The following is a 16,644-nucleotide window of genomic DNA, read 5'->3' on the forward strand; positions in this document are numbered from 1 at the left end:
TGCTCTATATTGTTCAAGAATTCAGATAAATCCTGCTGTCTGTGGAGATTTCAGGCACTTTTCCTTGCATTGATAGCTCTGATACATTCAGGGTCTGAAACCCAACATTGCAAACATTGCAAATCACATCAGTAGGTCTCTTACTGTTGGTTTTGTGGTTCTATGTTGTTCATTGTCGTTGCTGTAGATGAGTGTTGTCACTGTAGTCAGCGTCCAAATCAACGACACCTAAATACACACAGCCCGATTGCATGCGATAAAATCTTAAAATCGAGGACAGCAGCATTAACCACTAAGGTCACTTTTCACTCTTAGTAGATTTCAAAAATTGCAGGTCAATTCTCCGATAACTTCACCATTCTTTCGTATCAGATTGCAATTTACCATTCGTGTTGTTCTTGCAGCCCTTTCACTGCTCCTAGATGGTTTCATATGCTGTTTGTACCACTCAACAGGAACTTTATAGATGGTATAATTGTGAATATCATCTTCCTGTTTCTCTTTGTTTTCGAGTACTGCAACAATGCTCTGAATATTTTCAAGAACGTTTAGTGTTACACCTACAGCTGAAGTCTTCTTATGTGCCGACTTCAATACAACCCTTTGACCGTCCAGAATGACTTCATTGCTCTTTGTTCCAGTATTCAATAGTTCTGTACCAAGATTTTGAGCTGCATATACAGCCATACGATGACCGAAATTATTCCCAGCTCTGCCCGTATTTTTATTTTGTCCCATATATCGCACCCTCACAAGTATTGTTCTAAATTTCCTGCAAACTCTTCGAAGCCTATTGGACAGTATTTAACATCACCGAATAATCTCTTATATCTGTCATGGACACCCTTGCTTGCCATGTTTTCTTGTACGTTTTCATCCATATTTTCATCATTGTCATTTTCGCTATAATGTTCGTTTTTTTTGTCAATAATGATAATTTTAGGATGAATTCCATTTTGTCTAAACAATGACCTTTTCAGCAAGTATTGAATATGTATATCAGCTTCAGGCATAGAATATCCAATGAAGTATATTCGTGTAGCATTTTGGAGCACCTTTTCTGCTTGGAGCCAAATAGACACAAGGAATGGATTCTCATAAGCTTTTGTAAAAGTAGGTGGGACAACTATTGGTTTTTGTTCAGATGCACCATCTTTACAAAAAGGAGAATCACAGGGTTCTGAATCTTTGAATATATCATCCACGATACCTTTCCTTTTTGGTGTTATTTTTATTGAATTGCATGTTGGACAATATATCCAATTCAGGCTCCCATGTAGTTTCAGCAAAGGAACATTTTTTACCCTTGGAACGGACCAAGTATCATCATTTTGATGCCTACTTCTTCTATGTTTTTCATTTCGAAATCTTATTCCATAGTTAAGGTCAATATTAGAAGCTCCTCTATCGCCGAGTTTTGTCAATGCATTGTCAAGTAATATGTCATAATTTAAGCTTATAAAACTGCATTTATTCCATCTACCAGGATACATGGTTAATAAATTGTCAACAAAATCATGATGATAGCCTCGTGGATTTTGTAATTTTTCGTATAAAACACTACATATGCAGTAAATTAAATTATCTCGGAGGGAGCTAAGTTTTTTAACATCCCACTTAGGTGACATGTTTTCCTGTTTTTGTAATGCAATATCAATTGGTCCAAGAACTTCTTCAAAAGTAGGGAGATTTGAAATCTCACAGTTGTTGTGGTAAATATCACTTAAGTATTCTTTCACCATTTTCACTTTATTATTACGAGGAAATTGCCTAAATGATTCCTCTAATAATTGATTAGTAATGATTCCTCCTTCAGGCTTGGATGCCCCTGCTCCAAAGAAGAAAACAACTTTCTCTTCATCCCAATTTATTACCCCATCATTCATAATATGGATTATATTAAACAATGGTATTTACGTATGCCGAAATAATTTTACTCGGTATTTATCTTCTTTCCAATAAGCTGAAGCATTTGGAATAGTAAGGTTCTTGGCAGTATGTAGAAAGTTATATTCCATCTTTTTAGTCGTAAGTATCAATTCGAAAAATACTTAATGAATATGTAATTTGCTTTATTGTAAGGGGGTTTCCAAATTGAATTATTGGAGAATGTCTTTTAGATTGGGAAGCAATGGTGTCGAGGTATGGGAGCAATGTAGGAAGCAAGGAATTGCTGCTATGGGTTACTACTACAATGGTGAACCTGTTGTAGGCGATTGCAGAAATATCACTGAAAAAGAATTTGATGCTATATGGAGAGAATCAGGTGTTAGGTCAAGAACCGGTAAAAGCAGTCTCAAACATGTTGTGTTCCATATGAAGGAAGGCGATGTAATCTACGCTAAGAAAGGAACTGAAATCGTTGGCAAAGGCAAGATTGCTGAAGAATATGACTATAAACCGGGTATTGTAAAGCAAGATGGTGTTAGATGGGAACATTATGTAAAAGTGGATTGGAACACCGATTTCAAACCGTTTGTTCTTGACCTTAGTGCCAATCAACATACAGTGCTCAAAATCAATCAAGAACGCCTTGCAAGAATTCGTGAAAAAGAATATGGTACTGATATTAATTTAACTCCTGATATTATCGATGAAGTGGCGAGTGCAGAGGAAGGCAAGAAGTATATCAGGGAAGCAAGCTTCAGGCAAAGGAACCGTAAGCTCATTGAGCAAAAGAAAGCCAATTCAGATTATCGGTGTGAAGTATGTGGAATGCGTTATGAAGATGTTTATGGCGAAATTGGAAAGGATTACATTATTGCTCATCATCTAGAACCAATAGGTAATAGGGACGAAGCTGCCAAGACGACACTTGATGATATTGCTCTTGTCTGCTCAAACTGCCATGATATGCTTCATAAGACTAATCCACCAATGAGTATAGAAGAACTACGAACTCAATTATATCAGTGAATTAAAGGGTTCCAATAATGCAACATTCCGTATCTTTCGTTTCATTTTTGCGTATAGGATGATTTTAGCCATATTTTAAAACCCGGATACCTTAGAGCCTTTGGATTTTAAATTAAAGCACGCAGGAAACGTTTTTAAAGAAGATGTTTCATTTTCAAATTATGAAGTATTCAAAAGAATGGTTGCGCCCGGATGAGGCAAAGAAGATACTCAACATACCTGACCTCGAAGAAAAGTATGAAATTTGGGTCATTCTCATGTATTTCCCGGCCCTCCGTGTGACTGAGGCCATACACATTAGACCCAGAGACCTAGATTTGAGGGGTGAATGCGTGGAAATCTGGAAGGGTAAGGGTAAGAAAGGTGAACTACAGAAAGCACCCTGTGAACTGCATATCCTGAAGAGGATAAAGAGATATTGCGAACACCATGACCTCAAAGACACCGATTACATAATGTTCAGCAATAAGTCCGACAAGGTTACACGGTCACATGTCTATAAGGTCGTCAATAAACTCTGTGAACGTGCCGGAATCGACAAGAGAATAGGCACACACACTTTCCGCAGGTCAAGGGCTGAACACCTGTTGGATAATGGCCTCGAACTGACCTATGTCAGTAAGTTCCTGAGACACAAGAACATCAGCACAACTATGGCTTATCTCGATATCAGTGTTGCAGATATTCAGAGAGAATTAGAGAAAATAGAGATGCCTGTGATTGTTTGATGTCGTGCTGAGCAGGGTAAATTCGCCCAGAGAGCATCTTTTTTTGACATCTTGAAGGTTGATTGCTTCAACTGGAATAAATGCCTTAAAACGAGTTTTGCGGTTTCATTATCAGCGGATTTAGTACCTTTTGTATATTATTGATATATTATCGAATATTATAATTGTACAATTGGTATCCGATCGAATTTCATCTTGGTCAACACAGAATTGAGTTGTAAATATTTAATGTGATTTTTTCTGACACGGGTCAGAGTTTGACAGAAATAAATAATTGATGTTTCTAAACTATATTCTGCAATATTCTGTAAGTAGCTTTTACTTCCTCACTGATATTTTCAACACGCTTTCCTGAAGGAACGAACATTACATGTGTCCCGTTGGATTCAATTGTATAATTTCGCCCGATTTTCTCTGCCAGAGATTCATCCATAAAAGAAGAATCTCCGTCCAAGGAGAAGTATTTGTTATAAGCATTTTTAGAGAGCGGTGAACGAGGCTGCAACTCAAAAACAGGAGCATTTTTCTTAAAAATAATACCAGATGACTTAAAAGTACCTCCATGAGAACTTGCAGAACCGGTTATAAAATAACCAATAACTATTGTGATATCAAAAAATATCACCTGCAAGCCATCATATGTACCTGTGAAAACATTGTACACTTTTTGTTTGTTTCCAAGCTGAGTCTGTTCAAAACCAAGAGATGTAACCATTTCTTTTGAATCTGGTTCAAGTCCCATCTCTTTTGCCTGTTTTATCAGGTTTTTTGCTCTGCGTTTCTCATTAAGAATTGTAATGACAATTGCCAGCAGGATAACTATAACAACAAAGCCTGCAAATCCAATAATGAAAATTAGTCTGAAGTCCATTTCACCCAGCTCTAAAAATTAATTATTATCCTATATAATGCTACTTTTTTACATACACGTAATGTTTTTTAAATGTGATTGCTAATTGATATGTGATGTTTGCTGAAAATGAATTTCAAAACATTGAAATTGAAATATATTCAGATGAAATACATTCATTTAAAGATGAGAAAACAGGCCATGAATGGCTTTTCATGGGAGCTCTAATAGTTCCAATTCAAAACAAAAATGAGATATTAAATGATCTAAAAAACTTGAGATGTTTAGGTAATAATAAAGACTATGACAACGAAAATTGTCCCTACAAATGTAAATTCCATAAAAAAAACAATACTGAAATCCATTTTAAGGAATTGGACAACCACATGATAAGATGTATGATATCTAAAAAATGGATTAGATACCTTCGACTTCAAACCAAAAAGAGCCCTAAGTTCTACTTAAATATTTTAGGAATAAATATAACAGGTTTTGACAAAGATGGCTTTGGAGGTAAAAACGAAAAATGGTATCTAAATTTATACAACCGATTCTACAGAACATTGTTGGAAGGTGCTTTTAGCCATAATTTGAAAAAGTACAACCAAATTACAATCTCTAAAATTTGCCATGATGTTGGGCCCCAAGAAAAGCATGATTATTTTAATTATCATATTTTTCAAAAACTAATGGAAAAAGATCGCTATATTATTTCTGAAGACGGCTGCAATAAAGTGTTTGTCCCAACTATTGAGTTTATAGAATCTGATCACAGGAAAAGTGAACAGGAAGAATCAAATTTTATACAACTTGTTGATATCATTCTAGGTTCTACAAAACAATGTCTGTTCAATACATCTAAGAAGAAAGAGAAAAGAGAAGTGGCTTTTGAGTTTACTCCAATATTGGAGTCAATAATGTATGAAGAAAACAAAAGATATCTTTACAATCAGAGTAATTTTGAAAGATTATTTAGTATTTCTTTTTTCAAAAAAGGACTTGATTTGGATTTTCAAGAGAGATTTGCTGACGACGGAGATAAGTATAATAGTAAATTTTTCAATTATTTGCCAATACGCAATAAAGATCCAAAAATGAAAACATTAGACGATTTTTACTAAAAAAAAAAGAAGAGAAAAAAATCTCTTCCTTTCTTCGATCAAACTACAGTCACATTCATTCCCTTCACCTCAGCCACAACCTCCGGATTATAATACGAGTAAGCCTTGCTCTCTGACACAACAGCTTTCACCGGGAAGAGAGCCTGTACCTGCATGCTGAAGTTCAGTTCTTCTCCGGCCTGCATGTCATCAATGTAGAAAATAACTTTCCTTCCGGCGATCTCGTAGAGGGTTATCTTTTCCTCTGATGCTTTTGTTGCTTCAAGGCTTGATGTTACAGGGCTGAAGCCAGTCGGGACAGCAAGGTCAACTATCATCATACCACTTGAACTTGTAGTGCCATCGATACCGGTGATTCCGTTGTACTTGATGTGAGCGTTCACTGTTACAATATCATTAACTGAAACATCAGTTGAATCATATTCGACATCAAGTTCAATCTCATTCTGCTCAACGACATCCGGGAGAATGACATTGAAACGCCTCACAAGCTGATAGTTCAGGTCGCCTGTGCCTTCAAGTGAAAGCGTGACAGTTGATACATCGTCAGGAATCTCAATTATCTGGACAACATCGAAGTTCTGCTGATTCACTTCAACTGAACTTATTTCTGTACCGTCAGCAATCACATGAACTGTTGCATCGATATCCCTCCCAGCAGATGCTGCTGCACTCATCAAAGCTCTGAATGCCATGACAGTATCCTGGGTACTTGAGAAACCACCGTTTGAATTACGCTGTGCAGCAATCCATTTCAGTGATGATGTTGCTGATGGGTTATTTGCCTCGATGAGGGCAAGGGTAGCGTATGCAGTTGTTTCCACATTCTTGCTTGAAGGAGCTATAAATCCATAGCCACCGTGTTCGTATGGGAGTCTGACATCACCGTCACCATATCCCCAGTACATACCATCTTCATCCTGTTTTGAGATTGCCAGCAGCTCAATAAGAGCTTCATCAGCCATAGAACTGTCAAGTTTCTGCAATGCAAGAGTTCCGATTGCAAGAGCATAAGGATCATCCTGGCCTGCAAGATTATCTTCAAGGTACTGCTGGGCTTTTGACATGACAACAGGGTTCGCTGAACCATATTCCTCCAGTGCAAGGGTTGTGTATGCTGTAAGAGCATAAGTGCCACTAACACCACCCATCATGTCCTGATGAATCACAAAACCGACCTGCTCCCATGAACCATCTTCCTGCTGGTAGGATTCTATCCAGTCTGCAGCCTCAGAAAGAATATTCTCATCAATTGTGGTAACATCCCTTGCAGCACTGAACTGGGACAGCACAAATGAAGTTAGCCATAGACTGCCGTTTTCATCACTTTCACCGAATGCTGAGAAGGAGCCATCGCTGTGGCGGTATGTAAGTTCACGCTGGTACCCTGTTATTATGTACATCTCAGCCTTTGCACGGACTTCCGGATTATCCTGTCCGGTTGCTTTGAGGTATCTCAATACCTCAACGTCAGTTGAGAATAGCATCATATTCTGTTCACCACACCCATAAGGCATACCAAGCAGATCGTCCACACCGCTTATGCTCTGGGCAACAATACTTGGAGTGAAACTCACAAGAATCTTCTCTGAATCTGAAACAATGTCTGCCGGAAGTGTTGTATCAAGCTCCACAGAACCACTACTGAGTACTCCGTTATCAACAATCTCACGGGTTGTACCTTCAGCTTCAACAATGATGTCCTTTCTCACCGCATCGGCTCTTTCTGTTGTCTGGCCTGTTATCTCAACGATCTGTTTTCCAACTTTCGTAGGACTGATTGTAAAGCTGATATATCCCGCACCATTTCCATCCACGGTGACCGTCTGGACATCATCACCGATGATTTTGAACCAGTTGGCACCGCTTAATGTGAGCTTGACATCCTGCTCAGTATCAAGATAATTGTAGACCTGTACCTGTACAGGGAATTCTTCTCCCCTTGTCACAGAATATGGAAGATCCGGATCAACGAAGAAGTCCTGGAAAACCGTGAGGCTGGATTCAGAAATACCAATTCCTTCCGGTCCGGTTGAAACTGCATGCAATCTCCATGTAGTGATGCTGTCCGGTGCATTCAGGTCAACACTTGCAAGACCATCCTCATCGGTGAGGAGTTCAGGCATCCAAACCCATGTTTCTGGGAAGAACTGACGCACACGCTGCACTTCGGCAAGTTCGCCATCGTCAGCACTATCTGTCACTGTTACGCTCTTTGCCGAATCTGCTTCCATTGCCATTGCGGGCATTTCTTCACCCATTTCTTCATCTACATCCATCATGAAACCTGCAAAGTTTGCACCGTCAATAACAACTTCACGACCTGTTAACTGATAAACGTCTCGAGATTCAGGAACATCAATTCCCGGCGATGACATAACTACCACACCCTCATTGTAAAGAGCATCATAAGCACCTATCATGTACCTTGGATGTGATTCTGCCTGAGGTTCCATGAAACGAATTTCGAGTTCATCGAAGACCTGCTTGAGATTGAGCCTGCCTTCGCTGAGAGCATAGACTGACTCATCAACTATGGAGAATCCAATCATTGATTTGCTGCCTGTATCGAAATCAACTGTAACATCATCCCCCGGTTCAGCGGATTCACTGCTGAATGAGCTGGAAAAGTCAACCTGAGTAGAGAATTCTACATCGAATGGAAGCACATCCACTGAAACTTCGCTGTTGGGGTTTATCATGTAAGCAACAACCTTTGCCTGTGGGCTCATCTGCGGCGTTACTGGAATGCTAATATCAGCTTCATCGCTTGTTGCTGAATAAACTGTTCTTCCATTGGCAAACACATCATAGAATACAGTTCCCGGATTTGTAGAATAGACGTGGAATGAAATCGTGTCACCAACTTCCGGCACTCCGTCACTTGTCTGGGTGATGTGAATGAAACTGGCACTTGGAGAGTAAGCTGCATACAGATACTCACTAGCCCAGGCATCGTCTGCATGTGCTGAAATGTCCAGACTTGTACTATTTTCAGGAATATCCAGTTCAAGCATTGAAACACCGCCTTCGGTGTTCAAGGTGAACTCGTCACTTGTGTAATCATAAGTGTCATTTCTCAAACCAGTCTCTACTGTTACTTCAGCATCAACAGGATTTCCTCCTGGATCTTTTGTAACAATAAGAACCTGAAGAGGCATTCCGGGTTTTATTGTACTTGATTCGGGAATAAGCTGGATAACAAGCGGAGATTCTGCAATTGTCAGAAGCTTGTTTGTGGATTCACTGTGATTGCCTGTGTCTGTTACAGTCACATTGAGCATGAGACTTGCCTGTCCACCTGCACCGTATGTCCCGGCTGCGTATTCTACTTCAGGAAGCTCAAACTCAATTGAACCGTTCTCAAGTGTGCCGGAAAAAGTTGCGTATTGTTCCCACTTACCAACATAGCGTGAAGCCTCCACAAGAACATCACCTTCAACTACTTTTCCAAAGAAATAATTGGCTGAAACGGTGCCTGTAATTTCATCAGATACAAGGAACCATTCCTGCGGGGTTTCAAGTGAAACATCAAACTTAGGAAGTACATATTTGTCCACCTGGATGTCAACCATGGAAGAAGAGTCACCGGCTTTTGCAGTTATTTTCCACGTACCAAGGTTCAATTCTGATGCAAGAGGCAGATCAAAGGAAACAACACCATACTCATTTGAGTTTAATTCTTCCTTGAAGACCTTGATACCTTTTGCATCTGTTATTTCAACGGTTATATCCTCCTGAACAGGTACGAGGTTGTTGTTCAGGGAAACAATTCTTCCGTTAATTGTTTGTCCCGGCTTGTAAATTGGTTTATCGGTTTCTATGAACAGAGGGTTGTTATTTACCACTGTTACTGTTGCCTCAAATTCTGTATCATAACCTGTGGGCTTTGCTGTAAGTGTATAAGTTCCTTCTTCAACATCGGGCACTTCAAAGGAAGCAACGACATTTCCAGATTCTGATGTTGATGCCTGTACAAGACTTATCTCGTTGTTGTTCTCATCGGTAAGAGTATATTCAACACACCGCTCAACCGGTTCATTGTCTGAGAAAGCTGCCATGGTGATTGAGCTTTCACCGCCTGAAAAGAGCATTTTTGGTGCAAGTATCAGAAACTCATCACCTGATGAAGCTACCTGACCACCACACTGACCGGCTATATTGGAAGAAAGATCATCACTTCCGACACAACCTGAAATTATCACTGCAAACAACGATACTATAATTATTAACGAGCCTGTTTTTTTCCCTTTTAAGTTCAATTTTAACCACTCCAGACTTAGAGTCTTATGTTTCTTATTACAGAGTTTGGGAATAGGAATGTATATACTTTGCTTAAACTTCAAAGATGTTTGAAGTTATGTTATGGGACGCAGGTGGATTTTGAAAATTGGAAAATAAAAGTTAAATTTCTGTTATTTCCCAATGATCATACATTTCAGTAATACTCACTGACACTCCATCGCCCCTTACTGCTGTTGTATCGTTTATCATTGTGAATTTGCCCTGATAACCGCTTGTAACGGTCATTTCATCCCTTCCGGATTTCCAATTCAAAAAAAGCAGGACTTTTTCACCATATTCAAATGATGGACTATCCTCAACCCAGATAGAATCATTACCTACCGTTCCGCCATCAATTGTAATTTGCAAATCTCCTGTGTCCAATGGATTTTTTAGATATTTGTTAACATGCACCCCAATATCAGTATATATCATATCTTCAGTTCCAATATTCAGTTCATCATTAGATTTGTCAGGTCTCTGCCCATCCGCAGTATTCCATCTTGAGGGATAAGCACCTGTAACGGTTCCTGCAATTATGATGTCTGACTGGGAAACTAAATCTTCGATGCTTAAAGCTTCCATTGATATCGAAATGCCTACATTCAAACCATCATTTCCCGGGGTTAATGCAGAATTAGAAGAAGAAGAAGAAGAAATTAATTTTTTAAACTCAGCTAAATCTATTGATTGACTATCTACTTCATAAAGAACCCTATCAATTTGCACTGTGTTATTGTCTACTATGCAAACCCTGGAAACATCGCCATTAACTGTATAAAAATAAATAAAGTACTGATATCCATTCAAAAGGAAGTCATTTGAAGGGGCTTCTAGTGGATATTCATCAAGGTAGGAAATTACATCTTTAATCTTTGTTGAATTCTCTATAACACTTGATTCCAGACTAAATCCGTTTTTTATTGATATTTTATTAATGTCAGAAGAATTATTTATGAGGGAACTTACATGGAGATTAGTTTTCTTTACAGTTTCTTCATCTGAAACTATTCCGGATTCAATAAGTTCCTGAACATAAATTATGTTGATAGGCGTGCCATCGACCTGATAATAAACATTATCGATATTAACCATGTCCTCCCCCACAATAGTTATTCCTGCAATCTTACCGGAGTCATCATAAAAATCCATAGAATAACGGAAGCCACCTCGGTCAGTTTGGTCGTCCATTTTTTCAAAGGAGTATTGATCCAGATGAGAAATCAGTTTCCCTATTGTTGCCCTGTCTTCTATTGTGCCTGAATCACCACTCATCCCATTAAAGACAGATATGTTGGTGATACCAGAACCATCGAGATCAGCAATTGCGATAGCACTTTTATTATTGGTTGATTCTATGACGTAACCATCTGTTGAATCTGCGATGCAACCTGAAAAAAAGAGTGAGCTGCATAAAAGAAAACATAAGATCAAGTGATTTGTTATTTTGTTCATTCCAATCATCAATGCCAATGTTAAAAGAAAACAATTCTAATAGTTCGCATCATCATACAATAAAAATTAGATTATTGCTTAAATTAATTATGGTCATCCATCCAACTGAAAAATTCAATCGGTTTCTGCAAAGCCACAAAAACAAAGATATCACATTTTAAATCTACAGAACAGTGATCTTGTCAATTCTAGCAAAACGATACCGTGATACTTTGTATTTTATTCCATCACCAATCTTCACTTTGTTGAAATCTTCCAGACTGACTAAATAAGTGTATGCCTCACCTTCAAAAACATCATTTGCAGAGTCATCAGAGATGAGCCTTACTCCAACGCAGTAATCAACATTCGAATATTTCCGTACCAAGAGCTCTTTCAGTGAACCAGTTACATACACATCCTTATCATCTTGAGTGAAAAACTGTTCAAAGTCTTTATTGTCTACAAGTATCCATGGTTCACCAGGATGTGGTGCGTTGAATATGCTCTCGCAGGTGTTTCCATAATATCCATTGATAACTTTGTGTTCAACCACACCTTCCACTTCAACCGGAGTTACGTAATAGATAGATGATATGAGGAAAATAGCAAGGAACAAAAATAGCGTTTTATTAAAAGCTCCCATAACCAACCTGCCCCTAAAAATACTGCTAACTGTATTTTAATTACTCTATATATACTGATTTTTCTATCAAGAAATCATTTCGACTAATTCTTTCTGATTTATAGTTCCATGTACACCTACGGCGTTTCCATCATCATTTAACGTTAATTTCCCTTGAATCGAGCCAAGAGTAAAATAGTGATCAGGTCCAAGGTCCTTTGTGTACTCCCACTCATCCTCGATCAAATAGAGAAAAACCTTTTCATCCGGCTGAAATGAAGCTTCATAATCGGCAGTACTGACATCATTGCCAACTGTTCCTGTAAAAACCCTAACTATAACTTCATCTTCAGGCAATGGGTTTTTAAATATTCATCAGCAGTTATCACAACATCAGTGTAAATCATATCATACCATTCGAAGTCATCAACAGAATCATGAGGTCTTTTTCCATCTACAGTATTCCATTTACTTGGGAGAATCTCTTTTACAGTACCTATGAGAATCACATTCGAATTCTCTGTGAGATATTCATAGCTAAGGAACTCCATTTCAGGGTTTGAACCTATAATAAGTCCATCCGACCCGTTATCAGAGATAAACAGTTCCCCATATCCTCCAAAGGTATAGTAAGGATCATCGCTGGCTTCCTGCTTATTGGAATCATTAAGGAAGTCGCCAGCATAGATCAGGCCTACCAGCACCAGTGAAAATAAAATAGAGAGAATCAAAATAGACTTAATCTTCATTTCTTTCATAGAACATATTAAACACTTGAATCAATATGAACTTTTGCAGATAATAGTTATAAAAAATATAATAGTTAAGATGTTGTTTGATGATTACATGAACCATAAAAATGTCTGGTATTATTCACCAACCAGCTTCTTCGTAATCTCCGCAACGTGCCTGCCCTGAAACCTCGCAATTCCAAGCTCATTCTCACTTGGATGTCTGGTATCGGGACCGCTGCCTGCAATTGTGGAAGCACCATACGGACTTCCGCCTGTAATCTCATCAAGTGTTGACTGTCTTGTCTCTGAATACGGAACACCTACTATAACCATTCCATGATGCAGCAGCGTTGTGTGGAAACTCAGTATTGTAGATTCCTGACCACCGTGCTGAGTGCTGCTGGATGTGAAAACACTGCCCACTTTACCGATAAGTGCACCCTGGGACCAGATGCCACCTGTCCTGTCAAGGAAAGCTCGCATCTGTGCGGCCATCATTCCAAATCTTGTTGGAGTTCCGAAGATGATGGCATCTGCTTCGGAAAGATTATCAACTGTTGCAACCGGGAGGTGCTCAAAGCTCTTTTTGGATTCAGTACCACCCATTTTTTTGAGAATTTCAGCAGTAAAAGTTTCCTGAATCTGGAAAAGTCCCACTTCTGCGCCTTCAACTTCCCTGGCTCCTTCGGCAACAGCCTGAGCCATCCTGTAGTTGTGTCCGTACAAACTATAAAAAATAACATTAATTTTCATTATTCCCACCTACAACCCTAATATGGAATTTACTCTGTACAAATAATTTTCGGCAGCTTCAACTGAAACCAAGGTTATAAATAATTGATGTTAGATATAGTTCTCATAATAAGAGCAATACATAACATAATGTTAGAATTAGACATAATTACTACAGTGATATTTATGGAAAAACTGGAAAAATACACAAAGACAACCTATGCCCTTGCCTTAGTCCTTATTGTCGCAGGAATATCTTTAATCGCAATGGTTGAAGAGTATCAGCAAACAGGAATCGGTCTTGTAAACATAGGTACAATTGTTATTTTTATAACATTCGTAAAAGCAAGAAGATATCGCAACGGCCCTGTAAAAGATGAAAGGACTATCAAAATCGGTGCTTACGGACTTTCATATTCATGGCTCATAACATTCGTTCTGATATCCCTGCTATTCTGGATAGATGAATTTGAAATTACACAATTGACGGTCAAGCAAGTACTGGCAATACTCATGATAACAATGCCTGTAACTGCAAAAGGAATCCAATGGTATCTTTTCAGGAAAGGAGATATAGAATAAATCCACAAATGCAGGATGATAAGATGAAGACAAGGATCAAGGAACTCCGGGCCAGATATGACCTTACCCAGGAAGACCTTGCAAACAAAGTTGGAGTAAGAAGGGAAACCATCGGTTTTCTGGAAAAAGGGAAATATAATCCCTCACTAAAACTTGCATATAAAGTCGCAATAACTCTTGAGACAACAATAGATGAACTGTTCATCTTTGATGAATCTGATCTCAAATAACCTTGGAGATAACTATGGAAGCGAAAACAAAAGTCTGGCTTACAGAGGATGGAAAACCAATAATTGGCGGTGGAAAAGTAGAACTTCTCAAGACAATCGATGAAGAAAAATCACTTCGAAAAGCCTGCATGAAAATGGATATATCCTACAAGCATGCATGGAATGTCCTCAATAAAATAAGTGAGAGACTTGGAAAGGATGTAGTAACAACTGTGAGGGGTGGGAAAAGCCAGGGAACTTTTCTTACAGACGAAGGCCGCAGACTTATAAAAGAATATGAGATGAACAGGAAATTCATCAACAATACAATGGAAGATGAAGGGTCCTGGGAAAAACTGGGTCTTGCCATTTCAGCTCGTAATAAAATTCCTGCAAAGGTCGTAAGTGTTGAAAAAGAAGGTCTTGTTGCCAAAGTGAAACTGGAAATCGATCCATCTGCGCTTACTTCAATTATAACTTCCGAAGCTGTAGAGAGACTTGGTATAGAAGAAGGAGACAGTGTATTTGCAATAATCAAGTCAACGGAAGTTCTTATCGGAAAAGTGCAAAAACAGGAATAAGAGAACATCAGGGATTAAATTTAACATTTAACCTTTCAAAAACAGTATATACTTTTAAGACACATATTATTCTGGTTAGAAACAAGAATAACAATCAAATTGTTGATATTTGTTGTTTTACTCGGGACGGGAATCATGAAAAGTAAAGGAGATTTTTCGTGGGAGAACGGCAAGATCAAAAACGGTGACACCCTGGGGAAAATTGTGGCAATTCCCACCCAGGAAGATTTAGAGCCGGAAGTTTTCGACGATATTAAAGCTAAGCATACTAAACAAAACTTTGATGAAGAAGCTGACATCGTAATTGATGAATTCAAAGAGAAAATGACAGAAGTCCTCTCCAGAGAATTACATCGTAGAAGATGAAGTCTTACCTTTCTTCAATTTTCTTTGTTTATAGATACCATTGATTATAAAAGGAATTAGCAATAGTGCAAACGCTGTTTTTACCATTGGATCCAGCACTTCACTTGCATTTCCCACAATAGATGAAGCTTCAATGCCCAGTCTGAAATAAATCATGTCAAGCAGCAATCCAAAAGCCAGTGAACATACTGCAATCATTGAAAGATACAATGCTGCACTTCTTTTGCCCAGGAATCTTGTTACCATAGTAATTGTGGCTGCATTTGTTGCCGGACCAGCCAGCAGGAATACAAATGCTGTGCCTGGACTCATTCCTTTTGAAACAAGGGCAGCAGCAAGCGGAGTTGAAGCCGTTGCACAAATGTAAAGTGGAATTCCTATTACCAGCATGAGAATCATAGAGAAAACTCCACCTCCAAGATAATCACCTACCATTTCATCCGGGATTGCAAAGGATATAATCCCGGCAATCAGGATACCTACCATAAGCCAACCTGAAATATCACCAAGAAGCTCTATAAAGGAATATTTCAGAGCTTTTTTTATTTTGATAAGAATGGAAGCATTTTCATCAATATCTGTTTCAGAGTGGCATGAACATGATGAATCACTGCATGCAGGAGCCTGCATCAAAGCAATTGAACCGTTTTCCGATGACAAGAGAGATTTCTTTGACTCCCTTTTCTCACCAATTATGTTTTCTGCAAGTCCTGTAAACAATGCCGTTGTCATACTGGCAATTGGACGGAAAACTGTCATAATGGGATCAAGAAGAGCGTATGTAATGGCAATCGAATCAACACCTGTTTCAGGAGTTGATATGAGAAAGGAAAGAGTTGCTCCTTTTGTTGCACCCCTGTTCTTTAGTGAAAGTGCGGTTGGAACTACACCACATGAACAAAGCGGTAGTGGAATACCAATAATTGAAGCATTCAAAGCCGATCTGAACTTACCTGCGGATTTACCAAGATATTTGAGGATTTTCTCATCGGAAACAAGCGCATGCAGTAGTCCTGCAACTACAAATCCAAGGAAAAGGTACGGTGCAGCCTCTTCAAACAGACCCCATGACTCTGACAGAATTCCCAGCACAACAGAGAAAATAAAATCGATAAACGTCATTTTTTAACCTCCTCAACGTGTTCCCGACACATGGATACCAGTAATTCAACATGCTGATCCGCAAGATAATAAACAGCAAACCGGCCTTCTTTCCTGACCCTTACAAGATCAAGCTGCCTCAGGTTTTTCAGACTATGGGATATTGCAGACTGGGTGAGTCCCAGAGAATCCTCAATTGCTTTTACACAAAGGTCACCCTGCAACAGAAGAAAAAGTATCTTCAGGCGGGTTGTGCATTGGAGTGCATTGAATATTTTGCACATTGAATAAATGGAATCTTCTGAAGGAAGGTGCCTGACTCTGTCGTCAAGGCAAGTTGAATCTGCACAAACATGTTCTGAATTGTCCATGAACATATGA

The 16,644-nt window shown here is 38.8% G+C and carries 18 protein-coding genes; 7 read left to right on the top strand and 11 right to left on the bottom strand.

The window, feature by feature from the left end; translation table 11 throughout:
* Positions 1 to 321: 321 nt before the first annotated feature.
* Together METTI_RS06140 and METTI_RS06145 are read right to left on the bottom strand one after the other, a co-directional pair.
* Positions 322 to 738 (bottom strand): hypothetical protein, encoded by a 417-nt coding sequence (locus METTI_RS06140; RefSeq protein ID WP_023844956.1) that lies wholly within the window; start codon positions 736 to 738, stop codon positions 322 to 324.
* An 11-nt stretch (positions 739 to 749) separates the two neighbouring features.
* Positions 750 to 1,886 carry an SIR2 family protein gene (locus tag METTI_RS06145; protein ID WP_023844957.1) on the bottom strand — a complete coding sequence of 379 codons (1,137 nt, stop codon included), beginning with the start codon at positions 1,884 to 1,886 and terminating at the stop codon, positions 750 to 752.
* Positions 1,887 to 2,109: 223 nt separating this feature from the next.
* Between METTI_RS06145 and METTI_RS15075 the strand changes: the two genes are divergently transcribed.
* Together METTI_RS15075 and METTI_RS06155 are read left to right on the top strand one after the other, a co-directional pair.
* On the top strand, positions 2,110 to 2,916 hold the full coding sequence (locus METTI_RS15075; RefSeq protein ID WP_084323985.1) for an HNH endonuclease: 807 nt from the start codon (positions 2,110 to 2,112) through the stop codon (positions 2,914 to 2,916).
* A gap of 161 nt (positions 2,917 to 3,077) precedes the next feature.
* Complete coding sequence (locus tag METTI_RS06155) at positions 3,078 to 3,644, top strand: tyrosine-type recombinase/integrase (RefSeq protein ID WP_023844959.1); 567 nt, start codon at positions 3,078 to 3,080, stop codon at positions 3,642 to 3,644.
* Positions 3,645 to 3,927: 283 nt separating this feature from the next.
* Here the strand turns inward: METTI_RS06155 and METTI_RS06160 are convergent, their stop codons facing one another.
* Positions 3,928 to 4,515, bottom strand: a complete 588-nt coding sequence (locus tag METTI_RS06160) for a hypothetical protein (protein ID WP_023844960.1) — start codon at positions 4,513 to 4,515, stop codon at positions 3,928 to 3,930.
* A gap of 95 nt (positions 4,516 to 4,610) precedes the next feature.
* Here METTI_RS06160 and METTI_RS06165 point away from each other — a divergent pair, with 95 nt between their 5' ends.
* Positions 4,611 to 5,615 carry a DUF3800 domain-containing protein gene (locus tag METTI_RS06165; RefSeq protein WP_023844961.1) on the top strand — a complete coding sequence of 335 codons (1,005 nt, stop codon included), beginning with the start codon at positions 4,611 to 4,613 and terminating at the stop codon, positions 5,613 to 5,615.
* A 38-nt stretch (positions 5,616 to 5,653) separates the two neighbouring features.
* Here METTI_RS06165 and METTI_RS06170 read toward each other — a convergent pair whose 3' ends face one another.
* The 6 genes from METTI_RS06170 to wrbA all read right to left on the bottom strand — a co-directional run bounded on the left by METTI_RS06170 (position 5,654) and on the right by wrbA (position 13,445).
* Positions 5,654 to 9,877 carry an alpha-2-macroglobulin family protein gene (locus METTI_RS06170; RefSeq protein WP_023844962.1) on the bottom strand — a complete coding sequence of 1,408 codons (4,224 nt, stop codon included), beginning with the start codon at positions 9,875 to 9,877 and terminating at the stop codon, positions 5,654 to 5,656.
* Positions 9,878 to 10,019: 142 nt separating this feature from the next.
* Positions 10,020 to 11,363 (bottom strand): hypothetical protein, encoded by a 1,344-nt coding sequence (locus METTI_RS15080; RefSeq protein WP_023844963.1) that lies wholly within the window; start codon positions 11,361 to 11,363, stop codon positions 10,020 to 10,022.
* Between the two features lie 154 nt (positions 11,364 to 11,517).
* Complete coding sequence (locus METTI_RS06180; protein ID WP_023844964.1) at positions 11,518 to 11,979, bottom strand: hypothetical protein; 462 nt, start codon at positions 11,977 to 11,979, stop codon at positions 11,518 to 11,520.
* 66 nt (positions 11,980 to 12,045) lie between these two features.
* A complete protein-coding gene (locus tag METTI_RS15085; RefSeq protein ID WP_052324314.1) occupies positions 12,046 to 12,315 on the bottom strand; it encodes a hypothetical protein in 270 nt (89 codons plus the stop codon).
* Positions 12,294 to 12,716: a hypothetical protein gene (locus METTI_RS15090; protein ID WP_052324315.1), complete on the bottom strand. Its 423-nt coding sequence runs from the start codon at positions 12,714 to 12,716 to the stop codon at positions 12,294 to 12,296. The genes METTI_RS15085 and METTI_RS15090 overlap by 22 nt, the downstream gene beginning before the upstream one ends.
* Positions 12,717 to 12,827: 111 nt before the next feature.
* Positions 12,828 to 13,445 (bottom strand): NAD(P)H:quinone oxidoreductase, encoded by a 618-nt coding sequence (gene wrbA, locus METTI_RS06190; RefSeq protein WP_023844965.1) that lies wholly within the window; start codon positions 13,443 to 13,445, stop codon positions 12,828 to 12,830.
* Between the two features lie 165 nt (positions 13,446 to 13,610).
* Here wrbA and METTI_RS06195 point away from each other — a divergent pair, with 165 nt between their 5' ends.
* The 4 genes from METTI_RS06195 (at position 13,611) to METTI_RS06210 (ending at position 15,162) form a co-directional block, all read left to right on the top strand.
* Positions 13,611 to 14,006, top strand: coding sequence for a hypothetical protein (locus METTI_RS06195; protein WP_048135877.1), 396 nt, complete (start codon positions 13,611 to 13,613; stop codon positions 14,004 to 14,006).
* A 23-nt stretch (positions 14,007 to 14,029) separates the two neighbouring features.
* A complete protein-coding gene (locus METTI_RS06200; protein WP_048135878.1) occupies positions 14,030 to 14,236 on the top strand; it encodes a helix-turn-helix transcriptional regulator in 207 nt (68 codons plus the stop codon).
* Between the two features lie 14 nt (positions 14,237 to 14,250).
* Positions 14,251 to 14,796: a molybdenum-dependent transcriptional regulator gene (locus METTI_RS06205; protein ID WP_023844968.1), complete on the top strand. Its 546-nt coding sequence runs from the start codon at positions 14,251 to 14,253 to the stop codon at positions 14,794 to 14,796.
* A 135-nt stretch (positions 14,797 to 14,931) separates the two neighbouring features.
* Positions 14,932 to 15,162 carry a hypothetical protein gene (locus tag METTI_RS06210; RefSeq protein ID WP_023844969.1) on the top strand — a complete coding sequence of 77 codons (231 nt, stop codon included), beginning with the start codon at positions 14,932 to 14,934 and terminating at the stop codon, positions 15,160 to 15,162.
* On the opposite strand, the gene METTI_RS06215 is transcribed toward METTI_RS06210, so the two are convergent.
* Both METTI_RS06215 and METTI_RS06220 read right to left on the bottom strand, forming a co-directional pair.
* The gene (locus METTI_RS06215; protein WP_023844970.1) at positions 15,145 to 16,284 is read right to left on the bottom strand and encodes an SO_0444 family Cu/Zn efflux transporter; all 1,140 of its coding nucleotides are present in this window, start codon (positions 16,282 to 16,284) and stop codon (positions 15,145 to 15,147) included. The two genes, METTI_RS06210 and METTI_RS06215, sit on opposite strands and share 18 nt — an antisense overlap.
* Positions 16,281 to 16,634 (bottom strand): ArsR/SmtB family transcription factor, encoded by a 354-nt coding sequence (locus METTI_RS06220; protein ID WP_156916258.1) that lies wholly within the window; start codon positions 16,632 to 16,634, stop codon positions 16,281 to 16,283. The genes METTI_RS06215 and METTI_RS06220 overlap by 4 nt, the downstream gene beginning before the upstream one ends.
* Positions 16,635 to 16,644 lie beyond the last annotated feature (10 nt).

Origin of the sequence: Methanolobus tindarius DSM 2278 (assembly GCF_000504205.1) — an archaeon.
Classification (GTDB): Archaea; Halobacteriota; Methanosarcinia; order Methanosarcinales; family Methanosarcinaceae; genus Methanolobus; species Methanolobus tindarius.

Coding starts and splice junctions, on each gene's coding strand:
- METTI_RS06160 (WP_023844960.1), bottom strand. CDS start 4,515: ATGGACTTCAGACTAATTTTCATTATTGGATTTGCAGGCTTTGTTGTT.
- METTI_RS06215 (WP_023844970.1), bottom strand. CDS start 16,284: ATGACGTTTATCGATTTTATTTTCTCTGTTGTGCTGGGAATTCTGTCA.
- wrbA (WP_023844965.1), bottom strand. CDS start 13,445: ATGAAAATTAATGTTATTTTTTATAGTTTGTACGGACACAACTACAGG.
- METTI_RS06220 (WP_156916258.1), bottom strand. CDS start 16,634: ATGGACAATTCAGAACATGTTTGTGCAGATTCAACTTGCCTTGACGAC.
- METTI_RS15075 (WP_084323985.1), top strand. CDS start 2,110: ATGTCTTTTAGATTGGGAAGCAATGGTGTCGAGGTATGGGAGCAATGT.
- METTI_RS06210 (WP_023844969.1), top strand. CDS start 14,932: ATGAAAAGTAAAGGAGATTTTTCGTGGGAGAACGGCAAGATCAAAAAC.
- METTI_RS06140 (WP_023844956.1), bottom strand. CDS start 738: ATGGGACAAAATAAAAATACGGGCAGAGCTGGGAATAATTTCGGTCAT.
- METTI_RS06200 (WP_048135878.1), top strand. CDS start 14,030: ATGAAGACAAGGATCAAGGAACTCCGGGCCAGATATGACCTTACCCAG.
- METTI_RS06155 (WP_023844959.1), top strand. CDS start 3,078: ATGAAGTATTCAAAAGAATGGTTGCGCCCGGATGAGGCAAAGAAGATA.
- METTI_RS06145 (WP_023844957.1), bottom strand. CDS start 1,886: ATGAATGATGGGGTAATAAATTGGGATGAAGAGAAAGTTGTTTTCTTC.
- METTI_RS06195 (WP_048135877.1), top strand. CDS start 13,611: ATGGAAAAACTGGAAAAATACACAAAGACAACCTATGCCCTTGCCTTA.
- METTI_RS15090 (WP_052324315.1), bottom strand. CDS start 12,716: ATGAAAGAAATGAAGATTAAGTCTATTTTGATTCTCTCTATTTTATTT.
- METTI_RS06205 (WP_023844968.1), top strand. CDS start 14,251: ATGGAAGCGAAAACAAAAGTCTGGCTTACAGAGGATGGAAAACCAATA.
- METTI_RS06180 (WP_023844964.1), bottom strand. CDS start 11,979: ATGGGAGCTTTTAATAAAACGCTATTTTTGTTCCTTGCTATTTTCCTC.
- METTI_RS06165 (WP_023844961.1), top strand. CDS start 4,611: ATGTTTGCTGAAAATGAATTTCAAAACATTGAAATTGAAATATATTCA.
- METTI_RS15080 (WP_023844963.1), bottom strand. CDS start 11,363: ATGATTGGAATGAACAAAATAACAAATCACTTGATCTTATGTTTTCTT.